18 protein-coding genes are annotated in these 18,696 nt (G+C 52.3%); 8 read left to right on the plus strand and 10 right to left on the minus strand.

Features of this window, described 5'->3' with window-relative positions; genetic code table 11:
* Positions 1-244 precede the first annotated feature (244 nt).
* The 3 genes from DPV68_RS08545 to DPV68_RS08555 are packed head-to-tail and all read right to left on the minus strand — an operon-like array spanning position 245 to position 1,928.
* Positions 245-832: an SCO family protein gene (locus tag DPV68_RS08545; protein WP_114166444.1), complete on the minus strand. Its 588-nt coding sequence runs from the start codon at positions 830-832 to the stop codon at positions 245-247.
* An 11-nt stretch (positions 833-843) separates the two neighbouring features.
* Positions 844-1,260 (minus strand): disulfide oxidoreductase, encoded by a 417-nt coding sequence (locus tag DPV68_RS08550; RefSeq protein ID WP_114166344.1) that lies wholly within the window; start codon positions 1,258-1,260, stop codon positions 844-846.
* Positions 1,257-1,928 carry a DsbA family protein gene (locus tag DPV68_RS08555; RefSeq protein WP_114166345.1) on the minus strand — a complete coding sequence of 224 codons (672 nt, stop codon included), beginning with the start codon at positions 1,926-1,928 and terminating at the stop codon, positions 1,257-1,259. The genes DPV68_RS08550 and DPV68_RS08555 overlap by 4 nt, the downstream gene beginning before the upstream one ends.
* A gap of 157 nt (positions 1,929-2,085) precedes the next feature.
* Between DPV68_RS08555 and DPV68_RS08560 the strand changes: the two genes are divergently transcribed.
* Positions 2,086-3,681 (plus strand): diguanylate cyclase domain-containing protein, encoded by a 1,596-nt coding sequence (locus DPV68_RS08560; protein ID WP_114166346.1) that lies wholly within the window; start codon positions 2,086-2,088, stop codon positions 3,679-3,681.
* A 37-nt stretch (positions 3,682-3,718) separates the two neighbouring features.
* Here the strand turns inward: DPV68_RS08560 and odhB are convergent, their stop codons facing one another.
* Together odhB and DPV68_RS08570 are read right to left on the minus strand one after the other, a co-directional pair.
* Complete coding sequence (gene odhB, locus DPV68_RS08565) at positions 3,719-5,002, minus strand: 2-oxoglutarate dehydrogenase complex dihydrolipoyllysine-residue succinyltransferase (protein ID WP_114166347.1); 1,284 nt, start codon at positions 5,000-5,002, stop codon at positions 3,719-3,721.
* Between the two features lie 18 nt (positions 5,003-5,020).
* On the minus strand, positions 5,021-7,867 hold the full coding sequence (locus tag DPV68_RS08570) for a 2-oxoglutarate dehydrogenase E1 component (RefSeq protein WP_114166348.1): 2,847 nt from the start codon (positions 7,865-7,867) through the stop codon (positions 5,021-5,023).
* Between the two features lie 333 nt (positions 7,868-8,200).
* On the opposite strand from DPV68_RS08570, the gene DPV68_RS08575 reads away from it, so the two are divergent.
* The 4 genes from DPV68_RS08575 (at position 8,201) to DPV68_RS08590 (ending at position 10,762) form a co-directional block, all read left to right on the plus strand.
* Positions 8,201-9,133: an ABC transporter ATP-binding protein gene (locus DPV68_RS08575; protein ID WP_114166349.1), complete on the plus strand. Its 933-nt coding sequence runs from the start codon at positions 8,201-8,203 to the stop codon at positions 9,131-9,133.
* Positions 9,111-9,848 (plus strand): ABC transporter permease, encoded by a 738-nt coding sequence (locus DPV68_RS08580; protein ID WP_114166350.1) that lies wholly within the window; start codon positions 9,111-9,113, stop codon positions 9,846-9,848. Before DPV68_RS08575 ends, DPV68_RS08580 begins: the two co-directional genes overlap by 23 nt.
* A gap of 64 nt (positions 9,849-9,912) precedes the next feature.
* Entirely contained in the window at positions 9,913-10,461 is a 549-nt protein-coding gene (locus DPV68_RS08585; RefSeq protein WP_114166351.1) for a cysteine hydrolase family protein, read from the plus strand.
* A 106-nt stretch (positions 10,462-10,567) separates the two neighbouring features.
* Positions 10,568-10,762: a hypothetical protein gene (locus DPV68_RS08590; RefSeq protein WP_114166352.1), complete on the plus strand. Its 195-nt coding sequence runs from the start codon at positions 10,568-10,570 to the stop codon at positions 10,760-10,762.
* A 19-nt stretch (positions 10,763-10,781) separates the two neighbouring features.
* Here DPV68_RS08590 and DPV68_RS08595 read toward each other — a convergent pair whose 3' ends face one another.
* From DPV68_RS08595 to DPV68_RS08610, 4 genes are all read right to left on the minus strand, one after another.
* The gene (locus tag DPV68_RS08595) at positions 10,782-11,396 is read right to left on the minus strand and encodes a class I SAM-dependent methyltransferase (protein WP_114166445.1); all 615 of its coding nucleotides are present in this window, start codon (positions 11,394-11,396) and stop codon (positions 10,782-10,784) included.
* Between the two features lie 102 nt (positions 11,397-11,498).
* Positions 11,499-13,406 carry an LTA synthase family protein gene (locus DPV68_RS08600; protein ID WP_114166353.1) on the minus strand — a complete coding sequence of 636 codons (1,908 nt, stop codon included), beginning with the start codon at positions 13,404-13,406 and terminating at the stop codon, positions 11,499-11,501.
* Positions 13,407-13,606: 200 nt separating this feature from the next.
* Positions 13,607-14,386 carry a sulfite exporter TauE/SafE family protein gene (locus DPV68_RS08605; protein WP_114166354.1) on the minus strand — a complete coding sequence of 260 codons (780 nt, stop codon included), beginning with the start codon at positions 14,384-14,386 and terminating at the stop codon, positions 13,607-13,609.
* 40 nt (positions 14,387-14,426) lie between these two features.
* Positions 14,427-14,798, minus strand: coding sequence for a rhodanese-like domain-containing protein (locus DPV68_RS08610; protein WP_232819570.1), 372 nt, complete (start codon positions 14,796-14,798; stop codon positions 14,427-14,429).
* Positions 14,799-14,910: 112 nt separating this feature from the next.
* On the opposite strand from DPV68_RS08610, the gene DPV68_RS08615 reads away from it, so the two are divergent.
* The 3 genes from DPV68_RS08615 to DPV68_RS08625 all read left to right on the plus strand — a co-directional run bounded on the left by DPV68_RS08615 (position 14,911) and on the right by DPV68_RS08625 (position 17,862).
* Entirely contained in the window at positions 14,911-15,207 is a 297-nt protein-coding gene (locus DPV68_RS08615; RefSeq protein ID WP_114166355.1) for a rhodanese-like domain-containing protein, read from the plus strand.
* Positions 15,208-15,276: 69 nt separating this feature from the next.
* Complete coding sequence (locus DPV68_RS08620; protein ID WP_114166356.1) at positions 15,277-16,677, plus strand: MBL fold metallo-hydrolase; 1,401 nt, start codon at positions 15,277-15,279, stop codon at positions 16,675-16,677.
* 63 nt (positions 16,678-16,740) lie between these two features.
* A complete protein-coding gene (locus DPV68_RS08625; protein WP_114166357.1) occupies positions 16,741-17,862 on the plus strand; it encodes a redoxin family protein in 1,122 nt (373 codons plus the stop codon).
* Positions 17,863-17,883: 21 nt separating this feature from the next.
* On the opposite strand, the gene nfsA is transcribed toward DPV68_RS08625, so the two are convergent.
* Complete coding sequence (gene nfsA / locus DPV68_RS08630; RefSeq protein WP_114166358.1) at positions 17,884-18,633, minus strand: oxygen-insensitive NADPH nitroreductase; 750 nt, start codon at positions 18,631-18,633, stop codon at positions 17,884-17,886.
* Positions 18,634-18,696: the final 63 nt, after the last annotated feature.

Raw genomic sequence — 18,696 nt, forward strand, 5'->3', positions numbered from 1 at the left:
GCACAATTGAAGTTAGTTTTAATTAAAAAAGATTTTAATGAGTTAATCAAAAATTTAAAAGATTTATTTACGCGATTTGAAAGTGAATTTTCCACTATTACTTTTGATGAAATAAAAACTGTAATGGGGTTCCCCACTAATTGGGAAAGTTACTTTTAAACAGCAGTATTAAAGAGACGGGATTAGCCATAATAAACATTGGCTAATCCTGTTTTTTTCATACTAACTTAGTGTCAACATTTTGTTATGACTCCTGTAAAATCTTGATATCGTTCACGATATCCTCGAGCGGTACGTCTTGGAAACCAGGATACACTTTAATGATCTTCCCGTCCTGGTCGACGAGATAGAACGATGTCCCGTGATCGACTTGCGTACCTTCTGACGGTTTACGAACGAGCGCCTTGAAGTTCTGTTGCGCGAACGCCTCAATCTCCTCTTGTGAGTAGCCCGTCAAGAACTGCCAGTCGGCTTTCGCCAAGTCATAGTTGGCCATGAACGCTTTGATCTTGTCTGGCGTATCGACGGTCGGGTCGACGCTGAACGACACGAATTGGACGTCCTCGACACCTTCCTCGACGAGCGCCTCATTGAGTTTTGTCATGTTGTACGTCATCGGTGGACAGACCGTCTCACAGTTTGTGAACACGAAGTCGGCCATCCATACCTTCCCTTTCAAATCATCGAGACTGACCATCTTTTCATTTTGATTCATATAATTAAACGACTCGATCTCCCAGTTGAGTGGGTCTTCAATTTCATTGCTGCACGCGGCGAGCACCGCCATCAGGCTAATCAGTCCGATGAGCATCCATTTCTTCACACGTTCCATCTCCTTCATTGTCAGTTGCGTCTCACGCGCCAGACGAGGAGCGTGATTAAAGTAAATGCCGTCAAGGCAAGGAACGGGATTGTGACGAACCCGAACCAGTTGATGTATTGCACGTTGCACGGTACCCCTTGCACGCACGGTTTGATATCAGCGAAACCGGGTACTTTTTGAACTAAATAATGGTACAGTGAAATCAGACCTCCGATGATGGAGAGCGGTAATACATATTTCTTCACCGCCCGGTCGTCCGTGAACACGGCGACCCCGAGCAAGATGACTAGCGGATACATGAAGATACGCTGAATCCAACAGAGCTCACACGGCACGAACTCGCGAATCTCACTGAAATAAAGACTGCCGAGCGTCGCCGTGAGAGCAACGAGCCAAGCGAGATAGAGACCATAACGGGTCAAGAACGATTGCTTCATGGTGTGCCTTGCTCGATCAAGCGCTCAATCGTCGCATAGTCAAACGGGTCTTCAAGCATGACGCCGTTAATCATGATCGATGGCGTGAACTCGACACCGTGCTCTTTGACGAGTCCGTCATCGAGACTCACCTCGTCGAGCACCGTCGAGTTCTCACTCAAATCATCCTCGAGCTTCGCCACGTCGACCGATGTCGTCTTGCTCGCGATTTCTGTCAATCGCTCGACCGTGACCCACGCCTCGTCGTGTTGCTGACTCGCCGGCTGCGCGTCATAGAGCGCCTTGTGGAACTCCCAGAACGCGTCGGGGTCTTGCTTATACACCGACTCTGACGCGAGCGATGCCAAAATCGACTCTTGCCCATGAAACAGGACGTTGATGTAGCTGAAACTGATTTTGCCTGTGTCGATATAGTCTTCTTTCAACTTCGGATAGACCGTCTCGCCCCACTGTTTACAAGACGGGCATTTGTAATCCCCAAACTCGACGACCGAGACGGGTGCGTCCGCATCACCGAGCGTCGGTTGGCCTTCCGTCGCCACGTGCTCCGTCGTCGCCGGGGCCGCCGTCTCGGCTTGTTCGGCCGGGCGGTTCAAGAGAACGACCACGACGGCAATGAGCGCGACCGCAAGCAGCGTCGCGACGACCAATAATTTGTTCTGTTTCATTCGTCTCACCTCAATTTGTATCGATTCGTCTTTCATTATAACGAAAGCGCTATCCGTTTCCACGAAATCGACCTTGTTTTTTCTCAACTTTGCTTCATGTCACGGAAGAGATGACGATGAACAAAGTGGATGTTGTCATTGTAGGAGGAATTTGTTTATGAAATCATTTTCGATGCGCCTCGGTCTCATCTTGGCGCTCAGCATCGCCATGCTCGTCTTTTTACTCACCATCACGCTGACGTACATGACGAGTCAACGGTCCGCCACTTCGCTCGAAGCGGAGATCGGGGAACGGTTATCGATGACGTCGCATCAGCTCGTCGACAAACTCGACTTTTACATGTGGTCGCGCTATCAAGAAGTCCAATTGCTCCAAGGACTCGACGCCCTGAACGACCCCGCCTCAAGCCGGGCGCTTCTCGACCAGGTCCAGACGAACATCCCCGCTTTCTCGTGGATGGGTGTGACAGACGCGACAGGGAACGTTGTTGCCTCGACGGACGGCATTTTAGAAGGCGCCAGTATAAAGGAACGCCCCGTTTTCCTTGAGGCACAGCAAGAGCCGTTCATCGGTGACGTCCATGAAGCGGTACTCCTCGCCGAACTGTTGCCGAACCCGAGCGGCGAACCGCTCCAGTTCGTCGACATCAGTGTCCCGCTATTCCGTGACGGGGCGTTCCAGGGCGTGCTCGCGACCCACCTCAGTTGGGAGTGGGGCAAGGAAGTGCTCCGCCACTTCAATCGGACGCTCCACCATCAATCCGACTATACCGACTTGTTCGTCGTCAGCGGACGCGACAACACGGTGTTGCTCGGTCCCGCCCATCTCGTCGGCAAACCGCTCCCGACGTCATTGAAGGAAGGTTGGCACGTCGACACGTGGCAAGACGGCACGTCTTACTTGACCGGTGTCGCCACCGGTGAAGGCTACGAGGATTACGCCGGACTCGGTTGGAGCGTCGTCGTTCGCCAACCGACCGAGGTCGCGTTCGCGCCGGTCATGGAACTTGAGACTAAAATCTTATGGATCGGTCTGATCGCCTCGCTCGTGACGTCCACGCTCGGATGGTTCCTCGCCTCGATTGTGACGCGACCGCTAAAACGCATCACCGAGACGGCCGCCCTCATGAAACAAGGTAAGGTCAAGACGTTCCCGCACCAGTCTGGTATCCGAGAGATCGAATCGCTCGCGTTCGCCTTGGAGTCACTTGTCTCGTCGCTCACCGAATCCGAGACGGAACGTGTCCATTACGAGTCGCTCGCCAACCGTGACGTCTTGACCGGACTTGCCAATCGGACGGCGCTCCGACACTATTTGAACGAAGCGCAGGCGACGAAGAACGAATATGTCTGTTTCTATATCGACCTCGATGGCTTCAAAGACGTTAACGACACGTACGGCCACGCCACGGGCGATGACGTCTTGATTGAGATTGCAGAACGATTGAAACGCGTGACGCTCGACGGTGCCTATCCGGTTCGGTTGAGCGGTGACGAGTTCTTCCTCTTGTTCGAACGGAATGGAATGAGTGAACGATCGATCACGCAAATCGGCCAAGACCTCATCACGTCCCTATCCGAACCGATTGCCATTGAAAGCGGGACGACAAGAGTCGGGGCCAGTATCGGCGCCTCGCTCTGGCACACGGATATGTTGCCACACGCTGCCATCGAACGAGCCGATCAGGCACTTTACCGTTCGAAAGCGAACGGTAAGCATCAAATCACGCTCGATGAGACGCTCATCGCATGAGCAAAGGTCCATGCCGCTCGGCATGGACCTGCTTGTATTACGCTTCGAACAACAATTGTTCTGGATCTTCAATCATATCTTTGATGTGCTTGAGGAACGTCACGGCCTCACGACCATCGACGATGCGGTGGTCATATGAGAGCGCCACGTACATCATCGGACGGTTCTCCATCGTCTCCGCGTCGATGGCGATCGGACGGAGTTGAATCGAATGCATCCCGAGGATGGCGACTTGTGGTCCGTTCAAGATCGGTGTCGACAAGAGTGAGCCGAAGACGCCGCCGTTCGTGATCGTGAACGTGCCGCCTGTGAGGTCGCTCAGCCCGAGCTTGTTGTTGCGGGCTTTATCAGCGAGGTGCAAGATGTCCTTCTCGATCTCACCGAAGTTCTTGCGATCCGCTTCGCGGACGACCGGGACGACGAGTCCGTCTGGAGCCGACACGGCGATGCCGATGTCATAATATTTCTTCAAGACGATCTCGTTGCCTTGAATCTCGGCGTTCAAGTAAGGCATCCGTTTGAGTGCCGCGACGGCTGCTTTCGTGAAGAACGACATGAAGCCGAGTTTGACGTCGTTGTCTTTGACGAACTTCTCTTGGCGACGTTTGCGGAGCGCCATGACCGCCGACATATCGATCTCGTTGAACGTCGTCAGCATCGCTGCCGTCTGTTGCACTTCGACGAGGCGGCTCGCGATCGTTTGACGACGACGCGTCATTTTGATGCGCTCTTCGTCTTTGCCGCTCGCTGCCGGCTGCGGTGCCGCTGCCGGTGCTTTTGGCGTTTGTGGTGCTTGTGTCGGTGCCGGTTTCGACTCGTGGTTCGTCACATCATGGACGTTGATCCGGCCGATCGGGTCATTCGTCTGAACAGCCGAGAGGTCGATACCTTTCTCACGGGCCAATTTACGGGCCGCCGGTGTCGCGATTGGTCCTTTACCAGGGCTCGCAACGTGTTCTTCACGACGCTCGACTTTCTTCGCTTCGCCGACGGTCTCGACTTTCGTCTCGGCCGGTGCCGGAGCAGCTTCCGTCGCCGTTTCCGTTTTCGTCTTCGTCTTCGTCGCGACGGCCGTACCACCGCCTGAACCTGAACTGAGACGGGCGATCACTTGTCCGACTTGGACCGTGTCCCCTTCGCCTGCGAGTTGCTCGTCGAGCGTGCCCGACTCATCGGCCGGCACCTCGATGTTGACTTTGTCCGTCTCGAGTTCGACGATGGCATCCCCTTTTTCAACGTGGTCGCCTGGCTGTTTGAGCCACGACGCGACCGTTCCTTCCGTAATGGACTCTGCTAGTTCCGGTACTTTGATTTCGATCACAACGAGTTCCCCCTTAACTTATTTACGATCTTTTTGGTATGTGCTCGTGCCGGCAGCAGCCGAGACGGCGTCACGTGAGATGGCGTCACGGATGATGCGTGCTTGTTCTTGTTTATGGGCCGTCGGATTTCCTTCGGCCGGACTCGAACGGCGGCGGCGGCCGACGTAACGGACGTTCAACCGGTTCGACGTGACCGCTTCAAGACGCGGTTCGATATATGTCCAAGCCCCCATATTTTTTGGTTCTTCTTGGACCCAGACGATCTCTTTTGCGTTCGGATAGCGACTGATCACGTCACGGATTTCACGAACCGGGAACGGATAAATCTCTTCGACGCGGATGATGTGCAAGAAGTCGAGTGACTCCTCTGACTTCATCGTCGCTTCTTGCAAATCGATCGCCATCTTCCCTGAACAGAAGACGAGACGTTCGACTTTGTCCGGATTCTCACCGAGGCCAGCTTGCTCGATGATCGGGCGGAAGTTGTTGTCTGACAGTTCATCGACCGATGAGGCTGCAAGCGGATGACGAAGCAGGCTCTTCGGTGTCATGATGATCATCGGACGCACTTGTTCCGTGCCGAGCATCTTCGCCTGGCGACGCAAGATGTGGAAGTACTGTGCGGCCGTCGACAAGTTCGCGACCGTCCAGTTTTTCTCTCCGGCGAGCGTCAAGTAACGCTCCATGCGGGCGCTCGAGTGCTCCGGACCTTGGCCTTCATAACCGTGCGGCAACAGCATGACGAGACCTGACTTCTGGCCCCATTTGGCGCGACCGGCCGAGATGAACTGGTCGAACATGACTTGCGCCGAGTTGGCGAAGTCGCCGTACTGTGCCTCCCAAAGCACGAGCGTGTCTTGGGCGAACACGTTATAGCCGTATTCGAACCCGAGCACTGAACCTTCTGAGAGCGGGCTGTTGTGGACCGAGAATGAGGCGTTCGCCGTCGACAAGTGGTGGAGCGGTGAGAACTTCTTGCCCGTCTCGACGTCGTTCAACATGATGTTACGTTGCGCGAACGTGCCGCGCTCTGAATCTTGCCCGCTCAAGCGGATCGGTGTGCCGTCCGAGATGATCGAGGCGTAGGCGAGCGTCTCGGCATGGCCCCAATCGACTTTCCCGTTGTCCGCGAACGCGTCACGGCGACGGTCGAGCACTTTTTGCAACTTGTGAAACACGCCGAAGCCTTCCGGCCAGACGAGCAATTCGTCGTTCAACTGTTTGAGCACGTCACGTTCCACGCCCGTCTCGACGAACGGGAAGCCTTTATGGACCGCTTCCGGCAAGACGATGTCGGCGTCTTCTTCTTCAGCCGGGACGAGGTCACGGGCCGATTTGAGACGATCCTCAATCGATTGCTCGATCGTCGCTTTGTCTTCTTTTGTCATGATGCCTTCCGCTTCGAGCACGTCTGCATAGACGTGACGGACCGATTTGTGTTCTTTGATGGCCTTATAGAGCACCGGGTTTGTGTTCATCGGTTCATCCATCTCGTTATGACCGTAGCGGCGGTAACCGACCAAGTCGACGAGGATGTCTTTATGGAACTTGGCGCGATACTCGCTGCACAGTTTGGCGACGGCGACACATGCTTCCGGGTCGTCCGCGTTGACGTGGAACACCGGGATTTCGTAGCCTTTGGCGATATCGCTCGCATAGCGTGTTGAGCGCGAGTCGCTCGGGTCGGTCGTGAAGCCGATCGTGTTGTTGGCGATGACGTGGACCGTCCCGGCTGTACGATAGCCTTTCAAGTTCGTCATGTTGAGCGTCTCGGCGACGATGCCTTGTCCTGGGAACGCGGCGTCTCCGTGAATCAAGATCGATGCGGCCTTATCGTCATGTTGGACCGCCATCCCTTTTTCCGAGCGGTCGTCTTGCGCCGCACGCGTGTACCCTTCGACGACCGAACCGACAAACTCGAGGTGGCTCGGGTTGTTGGCAAGGTTCAAACGGACCTCTTTCTTCTCTTCTAACACTCTGCGGTCGAGACCGAGGTGATATTTCACGTCGCCCGACCATCCGAAGTTTATGCCGATTGACCCTTCCGATGGGATCAACTCTTTGTTCGGGGCGTGCTGGAATTCGGCGAAAATCATTTCGTACGGTTTGCCGAGCACGTGCGCGAGTACGTTCAAGCGTCCGCGGTGGGCCATGCCGATGTTGATATGTTCAGACCCGCTCGAGATGAGGCCGCCGACCATGGCGTCAAGGAGCGGCACCATCGCGTCGAGTCCCTCGATTGAGAAGCGCTTTTGCCCGACGTATGTCTTATGAAGGAACGCTTCAAACAGTTCGGTCTCGGCTAAACGTTGGAACAGTTCGATTTTCTCGTTCTTCGAGTACTTCGCTTTCAATGCGCCTTGCTCGATGCGGCGGCGAATCCAACGTTTCTCTTCCATGTCGTCCAAATGACGAAGCTCGATGGCGACCGGGCCCGTGTAGACGTCAAGCAAGTGACGGACGAGTTCGAGCGCGTTCGCGCCCGGCTTTGGCACGTCTTCTGACAACAAGTGAGCCGGTACTTGCTCGAGATCGGTTTCACTCAATCCGTAGCGGTCAAACGCAAACAAGCCATGCTCGCGCGGATGGTCTTTGAGCGGGTAAATGTCGGCCGCTTTATGGCCGAGTGCCCGGATGTCATTGACCAACCGTGTCGCTGCCACGACTTTTTCTAAATCAAACGATGCAGCCGGCGCGACAGGCGCGCTCGTTTCCGGTGCCCCGTGTTTGTCAAAGTATTGACGCGTCTCCGCATCGACTGATTCTGGGTCTTCCACATATTGCTCGTACAATTCAACGATGTAGCCTAAGTTTGGACCATAAAATGCTTGCACTTCTTCGCGACCGTTCGACGACTCTCCCATTGAATAAATCCCCCTATCCGTTCCTATGCGCTCGATGTGTGAACGCTTTCATTTTAACATTTAGCACGAAGCAGTTCATCCATCTGATTCGTCCTGTGAAAAGAGCCAAATCTTGTCTCTTTCTCTCCTCTTCATACTACACCTTTCTAAATAGAAAGACCCTTTCAAATTCACAATTCGTCCATACTATTTCGATAAGTTTTCCTTATCAACCAATTGTGAAATCGATTCATCCGTTTAACTATTTCAAAAAAAGGTGAAACCTTGTTTCAGTCGAGTCCGTATATAGGGATGAAAAGTTGGAAAAAATTCTCATGAAAGCAAGGTGACTCTATGTTATCCGTACAAAACGTACATAAGAAGATGGGCCAGACGAACGTCTTGACCAATGTCAGCTTCGACGTCACGCCTGGAGAAATCTTTGGCTTCCTCGGTCCAAACGGTGCCGGGAAGACGACGACGATTCGCATTATCACCGGCCTCATGCCAGCGACGCACGGTTCCGTTACCGTCGACGGGTTCGACGTCTCGACAGAACGCCAACAAGCCCTCAGTCGCATCGGGGCCATCGTCGAAAACCCGGCCTTCTATCCGTATTTGACGGGTCGCGAGAACTTGATTCACGCGATGAACTTGATTCCTGGTCTAAAGAAAATTGACTTGAACGCCCTCGGTGCTCTCGTCGGACTTGAGACGAAGCTTGATATGAAAGTGAAACAATACTCGCTCGGGATGAAACAGCGCCTCGGCATCGCCCGTGCCTTGCTTCATAACCCGAAAGTATTGATCCTTGACGAACCGACGAACGGGCTCGACCCGGCCGGAATCGCCAATCTCCGTAATTACTTGCGTCACTTGGCCGACCATCGCGGCATCGCCATCTTAATCTCAAGCCACCTTCTCAGCGAGATGGAACTCATCACCGATCGCTTCGCCATCATCGACCAAGGTCAAATTAAGTCGGTCCAAGACGGGGAAGCAAAGACGGAGAGCGTCATCCTTTGTAAAGTCGGCCGCGAGCAGATGAACGAAGCACTCGATGTCGTCGCGCTCGCATTTGATGAGGTGAAAATCATCCAACAGTCGGCCGAGACGTTCATCGTCCCACGTCCGGAAACGGACATCCCGCGCTTGTTGAAACATCTCGTCGAACGTGACATCGCCGTTTATCAGATTGGGATGAAGCACGAGACGCTCGAAGAACAGTTCTTGAAATTGACGAAAAAAGAAGGAGGCACGACCAATGCGTTCATTACTAGCCAATGAATTCATGAAATGGCGGCGCACGATTAAACCGCTCGTCGCGCTCGGGATGTACACCGGAATTATCGTCTTGACGTACTTCATCGTCCGGAGTGGCGACAACCCAGGTGACGCAGAAACGTTCGTCAACTATGCGACGATGGCGGCGATGACATTCCTCGGCATTTTCACGATCGTCTTCACGGCCGAGATGATCGGGAATGAGTTGAAATTCGATACGTTGAAGCACTTGCTCATGAGCCCGTACTCGCGCGACCGGATTTTACTGTCGAAACTTGTGGCCGCTCTTCTTATCATGCTTGCCCAGTTCGTGTTCATCCTTGCCGTCACATACGGCTTCGCCTTGACGCTCGATGGGGAGTTGACGCTCGAGCAGTTCCGCAATGTCCTCCTTAGCGTCTCGAGCGGCGTGTTCGTCATCTTCTTGACGCTCATGTTCTCGGTCGTCTTTAAATCTGTCGGTGTCGTCATCGGCTTCACCGTGCTCGCGAATTTCGTCTCGACGATGATCGGTGGGCTTCTCATCACGTGGAAACCAGCCATCGCCAAATGGATCGTCTTCTTGCATACGGATCTGTCGATTTATTACCAAAGCCCAGGCTTCATGGAGACGATGGGCGTGACGATTTGGTTCTCGGCGTTCTACGTCTTGATTCACATCATTGCCTTCTACATCATCACGGCGCTCGTGTTCCGAAGTAAAACGTTCGCCGAATGACGGTTAACGTCTGAGCAGTTGTGGTATTTCCTATAAAGAGACTTCTATAAATGGAGGGACCACGATGTCAAAGACGGCATTACTCATCATCGACATGTTCAATGATTTCGACTTCGTCGGTGGGGATGACCTACTTCGAAACACGGAGCCGATTGTCGAACCGATTTTAAAACTGAAGCGTCACTTTAAAGAGAACGACTGGCCGGTCATCTACTGTAACGACAACTTCGGGCAGTGGAAAGACAGCACTGAGGATATCATCCGTCACGTCGACCTCTCAAAAGGTAGCGATATCGCCAAACGAATCGCGCCAGAAGAGAAAGAGTATTTCATCATCAAACCGAGACACTCAACGTTTTATGGGACACAGCTCGACATCTTGTTGCGACAATTAGATGTCACCTCGCTCGTCATGACCGGTGTCGCCTCGGACATCTGTATTCTCTTCTCGGCGAACGATGGCTATATGCGCGAATATGAGCTCCACGTCCCACGCGACTGCGTCGCCGCTGAGACGGACAAGCGTAACGACAGCGCTTTGACTGTCATCCACGAGGCGCTCGGCATCCCGATCGACGATGCCGAGACGTATATAAATGATACCCAGGTGTGATAAAAGCCTCTGACTGTTGGACACAGAATCCCAACATTTCAGAGGCTTTTTCGTTTTGTTTTCAGCTATGCTAGAAGTATGAAGAAACCATGAAGGATGTGACAACATGTATCTCACAATTGGATTATCGTTACTCGTTTGCTTGATTGCCCTCATTTTTACGATCATGGTCGGACTCGGAAAAGACAAATCAGACTACAGTCAAAAGAAAAGCTGGTCGATGGTGTCGTGGACGTATATCGTCCTGTTCCCGATCTCCTTCATGGCACTCGGCCTATTATACTATTTCATTACCCGATGACTTCGTTCATCGGGATTTTTTATTTGACCGCGACGGCGATCCCGATCGGATAATGGCGCGTCCCCCGCTTCGGTTCGACGAGCACGCCTCGTTGATAATAAAATTCAGTCGACGTGAATGGCGTAAATAATTCCTCAAACTCGGCCTCGATGAACTGGTGAGCGTGGAACGGCTCGTTTGTCGGTTGCCCGACCCCTTGACCGAACGGTGTCGACAACACCAAGATACCCCCTGGCTTCAAGAGTTGCCACACGTTCGCCATGAACGTCTCATAGTCGGTCACGTGTTCGATCGTCTCGAAGCTGACGATGCAGTCGAACGTCCCAAGTCTCTCCGGCAACGTCCGGTCGACGACATCACCAACGATATAGTTGACGTTCGGATGATGATAACGGCCTTTCGCGTAGCGCGTCGCCTCTTCTGACAAGTCGACGGCGACGACCTCGGTCACTGTTCCTTTCAAGTTCTTGGCGATCAATTGACTGCCGTACCCGCTCCCGCTCGCAAAATCGAGGACGCGCCCTTGCATGTATAAGAGGGCAAAATGATAGCGGGCGATATGTTCAAGCAGCAAGCCGTTCAGCGGGTCCATGCGATCTGGGATGACCCGTTCTCCCGTATAGTCTAATGTCATAATTTCTCCTTTTGTTATCTGCACTTCTTTCATCTTAGTCTTCCTAAGGCACTACGACCACAAAAAAAGAGAAAAGACTGTTTCCAATCTTTTCTCTCTTCATTATTGATTTTGCTTGAAGCGAAGTAAATCTGAATAGATGAGCTGATCGTTCATCTCGAGGATTTTGTTCGCTTCTGCTTCAAGTGGCGTACATGCTGCACCGTCTTCGGCGATTTCACCAGTCTTAGCATCATAACACATCGACTGCGTGAACAGATGGTCCTGCGTCACGACCGTTCCATCCCGGAAGATGGCGCGGTCATAATGCTCTTTCGAGAACAAGTCGTTCCCGAAGCCGACCTGTTCTGACGTATCGATTCCGAGCAAGTGCTGAATCGTCGGGTTCATGTCGACATGACTGCCGATCGTCTCGTGCACTTTCCCTTCCTCTTGGCCCGGCAAGTGGATTGCGAACGGGACAGCTTGGAGCTTGGCGACGTCATACGGTGTCAACTCGTCTTTCCCGAGCAGGTCGGCCATCGCGGCGTTATGGTTCGTCGAGATGCCGTAATGGTCACCGTAGAGTATGAAAATCGTGTCATCCCACATGCCGTTCGCCTTCAACTCGTCGATGAACAAGCCGAGGGCGTAATCCTGGTAGGCTAGCGCCTGCGGGAAATTGTTGAGCGTCGTCGAGTCCGTCTTAAATTTCGGGACGAGCTCGTGCTTCTCACTCGGCATCGTGTACGGGAAATGGTTCGTCAGCGTGATGAACTTCGCATAGAACGGTTCCGGCAGCTCTTCAAGCATCGGGATCGATTGGCGGAAGAACTCGTCGTCGAGGAGACCCCACTCCGTCATGTCCTCAGGATTGCCGAGGTCATAGCTCGCTTCGTCAAAGAACTTGTCGACGCCGATGTTTTGATACATCTGATCTCGGTTCCAGAACGACTTGTTGTTGGCGTGAAACACGGCCGAGTAGTAGTTGTCTTCTTTGATGACTTCTGGTAACGCGTTATATTCGTTATCGGCGTTCGTGAAGTAGACTCCTCCACGCGAGAGGCCATAGAGCGAGTTATCGAGTGCGAACTCGGCATCTGACGTCTTCCCTTGGCCTGTCGTATGGTAATAGTTCGGCCAGTAGTGAGACTCTTCGATCAACTCGTTCAAGTTCGGCGTGATGTACTCGCCGTTCGAGGCTTTCATGTTGTGCGTGAAGTTCTGAGCTGACTCGAACGAGACGATGATCACATTCTTGCCTTTATACTTCCCGAACATGTCAGGATTCGGGGCCGCATAGTTTTGACGTGTGAAGTTCTCGACTTCATCGAGTTCAGAACTATCCGCAAGCGCCTTTTGAGTAGACGTTTTCGTTTGAAGCATCGCATCGTAGACATGGAAGTTAAATGTTCCTAAGTTTTTGACCAACAGTTCCCGGTCGAACGAACGTGTGAGTAACTCTGGACGTTCCGTCTCGGCAAGGATGAGGTTGAATCCAAACATAGCTACCGCTGCCGAAAACGTAATTAAAACACGGCGCTGTGACGCTTGACTTGTTTCATTTATGTTGCGCAATACGAACGGTAAGACAATCAGGTCACCTAAAATCAACAAATCTTTCCACTCGAGAAGCGACAGGAATGAAGACGAGAGCGTCTCCATGTTCGATGATTGGAACAAGACCGGTACCGTCAAGAAATCCGTGAACTCACGATAATAGGTCGTATCCGCGAACAAGATAAGCGAGGAGACGAGATACAGGCTGTAAAGCGCCCACTTTCGCTTATTCCCCCCGAAGAAGAAGCTGAAGGCGAACAGGAACAGCGTGAAGCTGAGCGGGTTGATGATGAGGATGAATGTCTGGACTGCATTCTCGACTGGCATGTTGAAGAAGAACTGATACGCGATCAGCGACTTCGTCCATAACAAGATGGTGAACATCCAAAATAGACGATGAGTTTTGAACGAGTCGAACGCCGCTTGGCGGAATCGGTCCACTTTTCCTTTCGATGGATTCATGTGATTCATGTAAACACTCCTTGTACGAAATATAAAATTCAAGTTAATCATTCATTTTTTAGATGTATAATTCATATTTTAACGTTCTCGTGACCTTAATTCAACTAATTGACGTTTACAACTATACATAAACTTAACAATTCCATTGCAGTCTTTACACAAAAAAAAGGCTACCAAGTCGCCTCAGTAGCCATTTAACATTGATTCGATTAACCGATAATGTCCATCCAAATTTTGACGGTGCTCGCTAAAATAAGGAGCGCCAAAATCATTTGAAGTGACTTCGTCTTCATGTTCTTGCCGACGTTCGCGCCGAGCGGTGCCGCAATCAAACTGGCGATAATCATGATGACGGCTGGTTCCCACACGATTTGGTCGGTAATGATTTTCCCCGCTGTCGAACCGATCGACGAGATGAACGTAATGGCAAGCGAACTCGCGATTGCCATCTTCGTCGGAATCCGGAGCACGACGAGCATGATCGGCATCAAGATGAACGCTCCTGCTGCCCCGACGATCCCCGCGGCCACCCCGACGATGAACGCCGAGCTTGCCGCAATCAGTTTATTGAACGTGACTTGGTCGAGCGGAACGTCCTCGACGTTCTGTTTCGGTAAGAACATCATGATTGTCGCAATCGTCGCGAGCACGGCATAGACGACGTTAATCAAGTTCTCAGACAAGAGCGTCGAACCGTAGCCGCCGATGAAACTCCCAATCAAGACGGCGACACCCATATACAAGATGAGCTGCTTGTTCAAATAGCCACCTTTTCGATACGCGTAAATCCCGCCGATCGTCGCGAAGAAGACTTGAATCGCACTGATCCCTGATACTTCATGGGCGCTGAACGCCGCGAAGCCGAGAAGCGGTGGAATATACAACAACATCGGATATTTGATAATCGATCCGCCAATTCCGACCATCCCTGAAATGAACGACCCGATAAAGCCGATCAAAAAGATGGTGATGATAAATCCAAATTCCATATCAATTCCTCCAATTCCCTACCCTATACATAAGTAAGTTTTATTGTTGTTCCCAGGCAATCATGCCGCCTGAGACGTCATAAATTTCGGTATAGCCACGTTCATTCAACAGTTGTGCCGCTTGGGCGCTCCGGTTCCCGCTCCGGCAGATGACGTAAATCGGTTCATCTTTCGGATAAGGCAATTCGGTTTCATTCAATGAAGAAAGTGGTGCGTTCACCGCTCCTCCGATATGCCCCCCCTCGTATTCTTCCACTTCTCGAACGTCTAACAAAGTTATTTCTTCGTTTTCCAATCTGTTTTGTAGCGTTTCAACATCAATTTTTGTAATTTCACTCTCATTCAATGTTAAAAGGACGACTCCGAGAGTCAAAATCACCAAACCAGATAAAATCAGCATGATTTTCTTCAATTTTCGACCTCCGATTCTTTTTCTTGCATTCAGTATACCTCAGGGGGTATATTAAAAACAACGAAATAAACTCATTTCAAAATTCCACAACCACAAAGGAGATTTCAAGCTTATGAAAACCATTTCGACAACTGAACTAGAAACGTTGCTTCAATCTGATGAGACGCTCAACTTGATTGATGTTCGGGAAACAGACGAATTCGCCGCCGGCCACATCAAGCAAGCAAAAAACGTGCCACTCTCTGAATTCGGTGCGAAAGTCGATGAGCTCGATCGTTCGAAACCGATTCATGTCATCTGCGCAGCAGGCGGACGAAGCATGAACGCTTCGGCGTATCTCGACTCACTCGGCTTTGACGTCATCAACGTCGATGGCGGCATGATGAGCTGGACGGGCGAAACAGTCTAACAATCTTCTATATATAAATCGCAACAACGACAATCGTTTACAGTCAATTATTCTTAGGGGGTATTTCACATGTTATTACGTTATTTCTATGATCAAAAATTAGCACAAGCATCTTATATGGTCGGTTGCCAAATGACCGGCGAAGCCGTCGTCATCGACCCGGCCCGCAACATCACACCGTATCTTCAGGAAGCTGAAAAAGAAGGCATGAAGATTGTCGCGACGGCTGAGACTCACATCCACGCCGACTTCGTCTCAGGTTCACTCGAACTTGCGAAACGTACCGGTTCAACGGCTTACCTCTCAGACGAAGGCGACGCGTCATGGAAATATGCGTTCGCGAAAGACATCGACTCAAAACTCGTCAAAGATGGCGACACGTTCAAAGTCGGTAACGTCACACTCGAAGTCATGCATACACCAGGTCATACGCCAGAACATATCTCGTTCTTGCTCTACGACCGGAACCGAACACAACCAATGGGGATCTTCACAGGCGACTTCGTCTTCGTCGGCGATATCGGTCGTCCTGACTTACTCGAAGAAGCAGCCGGTGTAAAAGGAACAACAGCGATCGGTGCCGAGCAAATGTTCGACTCGCTCAAAAAGTTCAAAGATCTTCCTGACTTCGTTCAAGTTTGGCCGGGCCATGGTGCCGGAAGTGCCTGCGGAAAAGCGCTCGGTGCCATCCCGACATCGACGGTCGGTTACGAGAAAGCGACGAACTGGGCGCTTCAAATGACAGACAAAGATGCGTTCATCAAAGAGTTGACGACGGACCAACCAGAACCGCCGAACTACTTCGCGATGATGAAGAAAGTGAACAAAGAAGGCATCCAAGTCACGAACGAGATCGCTCGTCCAGAAATCGTCGGCACGGACCGCCTCGATAAGCTCGTCGAAGAGACACAAGTCGTCGATACACGTAAAGGGGAAGAGTTTGCCAAAGGACACGTCCCAGGCACAATCAACATCCCATACAACACAAAGTTCGTCTCATGGGCCGGCTGGCTCGTCAACTTCGACAAAGACATCACGCTCATCGCGAGCGCGGAAGACGTCGAACAAGTGCAGACGGACCTCCAATCGATCGGTCTCGACCGTCTCCGCTTCGTCGTCCCAGTCGAAGAGCTCGGTCAAGAGTTATTGACGGAAACGTACACGGACGTGACAGCGGAACAAGCAATCGAGTCGGCGGAAAAAGGTGACGTTTTCGTCCTCGATGTCCGGAATGCGACAGAATGGAACGCGAGCCACTACGAGAAAGCCGAGCGCATCCTACTCGGTAAACTGGCACGCGACCATGAAGGTCTCCCGAAAGACCAAACGATCGCCGTTCACTGTGCGTCAGGCGTCCGTTCACGGATGGCCGCGAGCGTGCTTCAATCACTCGGCTACAAGGATATCCAAAACATCCTCGGTGGCTACGGCGCGATGAAGACTGTCCTCAATGCAGAACAAATCGGCTAATGCTATACTACAAACAAAGAAAGCGCCCACTCGTTTGGGCGCTTTTTCTCTAGGAGGGATTCTGTGATTGCCATCGGTCCATTGAACGTTCGACTCGATTTGCTGGCTATGATGGCCAGCCTACTTATTCTCTACATCGGCTTTAAAAAAATCGGCTTGTCAGAAAAAGAACGCGACGCCGTCCTCGGCACCTGGTTCGCCGGCTTTCTCGCTTGGAAAGGAAGCGCAATCGTCCTTGGCCTCGCGTCGACAGGAAGTTTGGCCTTATCCCTTTATGCGACCGGCGGCACGTGGTCGCTTCTCATTGCCGCTGCCGTAATAGCTATTTTCGTATTCCGGCTCACGCCTAGCCTTCGTGGCTATTGGTTGTTCTCGGCCTTGGTCTTTTGGTTTGCGGTGACGCTCGTTGTCCCGAAATACGGGATGCTCCCACTGCTCTCATCTCCGCAACCGCTCCACCTCTATATGGCCGGCCTAATCGCCTTGCTGCTCGTCACGACATGGCGCTGGATGCGGACACCGACGCTCGGGGCGTTGCTCTGGACGGGGGTCGGTGCATTTTCGATTTGGTTGATCGGGTCGATCGTCACCGGTACGTTCGAGTTGTGGTGGATCATTCCGTTCTTCCTTCTAACCGCCTTCGCCGCCTACGTGGCGCGACCGTCCCAGAAGGCCGTTCAATACGGACTCGGTTTCATCATCGTGCTCGCCATCATCAACGCCAGCCTACCAGACGAGACACCACGTCTCGAGGCCGACTCGTCCCAGACCGGATTGAACATCGGCCAAATCCCACCGAATTTCGAGTTGAAGCGAACTGATGGGACGCCGTTCAACTTGGAAGATTTACGCGGTGAGCGGGTCGTCGTCAACTTCTGGGCATCGTGGTGCCCTCCGTGCCGGGCCGAGATGCCAGACATGGCCAAGTTTGCCCGAGAACGAGACGATGTGACCATCGTCGCCGTCAATACGACAACGAGCGAACGGGATGTCGCTGATGCCGAATCGTTCGTCGCCCCATATGAAGATGCGTTCAAGGTCGTCTATGACGAGGAAGGAATCGTCGGAAACGCCTATCGGATTCAAGCGATGCCGACGACGTACGTCCTTGATGAAAATGGGGTCATCATTGCCAAGCAATTCGGCGCGATCGACCACGCCTGGCTCGATAGCAAGACAAACTAAAACCGCCAATCGGCGGTTTTGTCATTGCTTCAAATAGCCTTGCGTCTTCAAGAAGTCTTTCACGTCGAGCCGGGTTGGTTTCGACAACATCCGTCCCATTTGTCCGGTCCACGTATCGCTTCGTTGGTTCGACCCGCGGGCCGCGTAGTAATCGTGAATCGTCGTGTCATACGCATCGAGTTCTTGTTTCAGTTGCTCGGTGTCGGCGACGTACGTGTTCTCGTGATAAATATGCTCGAGCGGGAGGCGCGGTTTCTGGCCTTCGACGTGCTCCGGGACACCGACGGCAAGTCCGAAGAGCGGCAATACCCGCTCCGGTAAACTGAGTACTTCCTTCACAGCGAACATGTCATTGCGGATTCCGCCGATATAGCAAATGCCGAGGCCCATCGATTCGGCGGCCACGACCGCGTTTTGAGACGCGAGTGCGGCATCGATGACCGCGACGAGCAACTTCTCGTCCGTCTCGAGCGTCGAATTCACGTCTGCCTCCCGCAGTTCACCGATCAACTCGTGTCGATACAAATCGGCGCAGAAGACGAAGAAGTGACCGTTGTCGATGACGTATTGCTGGTTACCGGCGATCTCGGCTAGCCGTGCTTTCTTCTCCGGGTCGGTCACCCCGATGATGGAATAGGCTTGGATGAAGCTCGACGTCGAGGCGCGCTGGGCACTCTCGACGATGAGTCGGATTTGTTCGTCGGTCAACGTCTCATTCGTGAATGAGCGGACGGAGCGGTGATTCAATAGTGTGTCGATGACTTGGTTCATGTGTAACATCCCCCTTTTTTCTTATCTTGGCATATGGACGGGCTTGGGACAATTTTTGAGATT

Source organism: Exiguobacterium sp. TNDT2, assembly GCF_003331145.1.
Classification (GTDB): domain Bacteria; phylum Bacillota; class Bacilli; order Exiguobacteriales; family Exiguobacteriaceae; genus Exiguobacterium.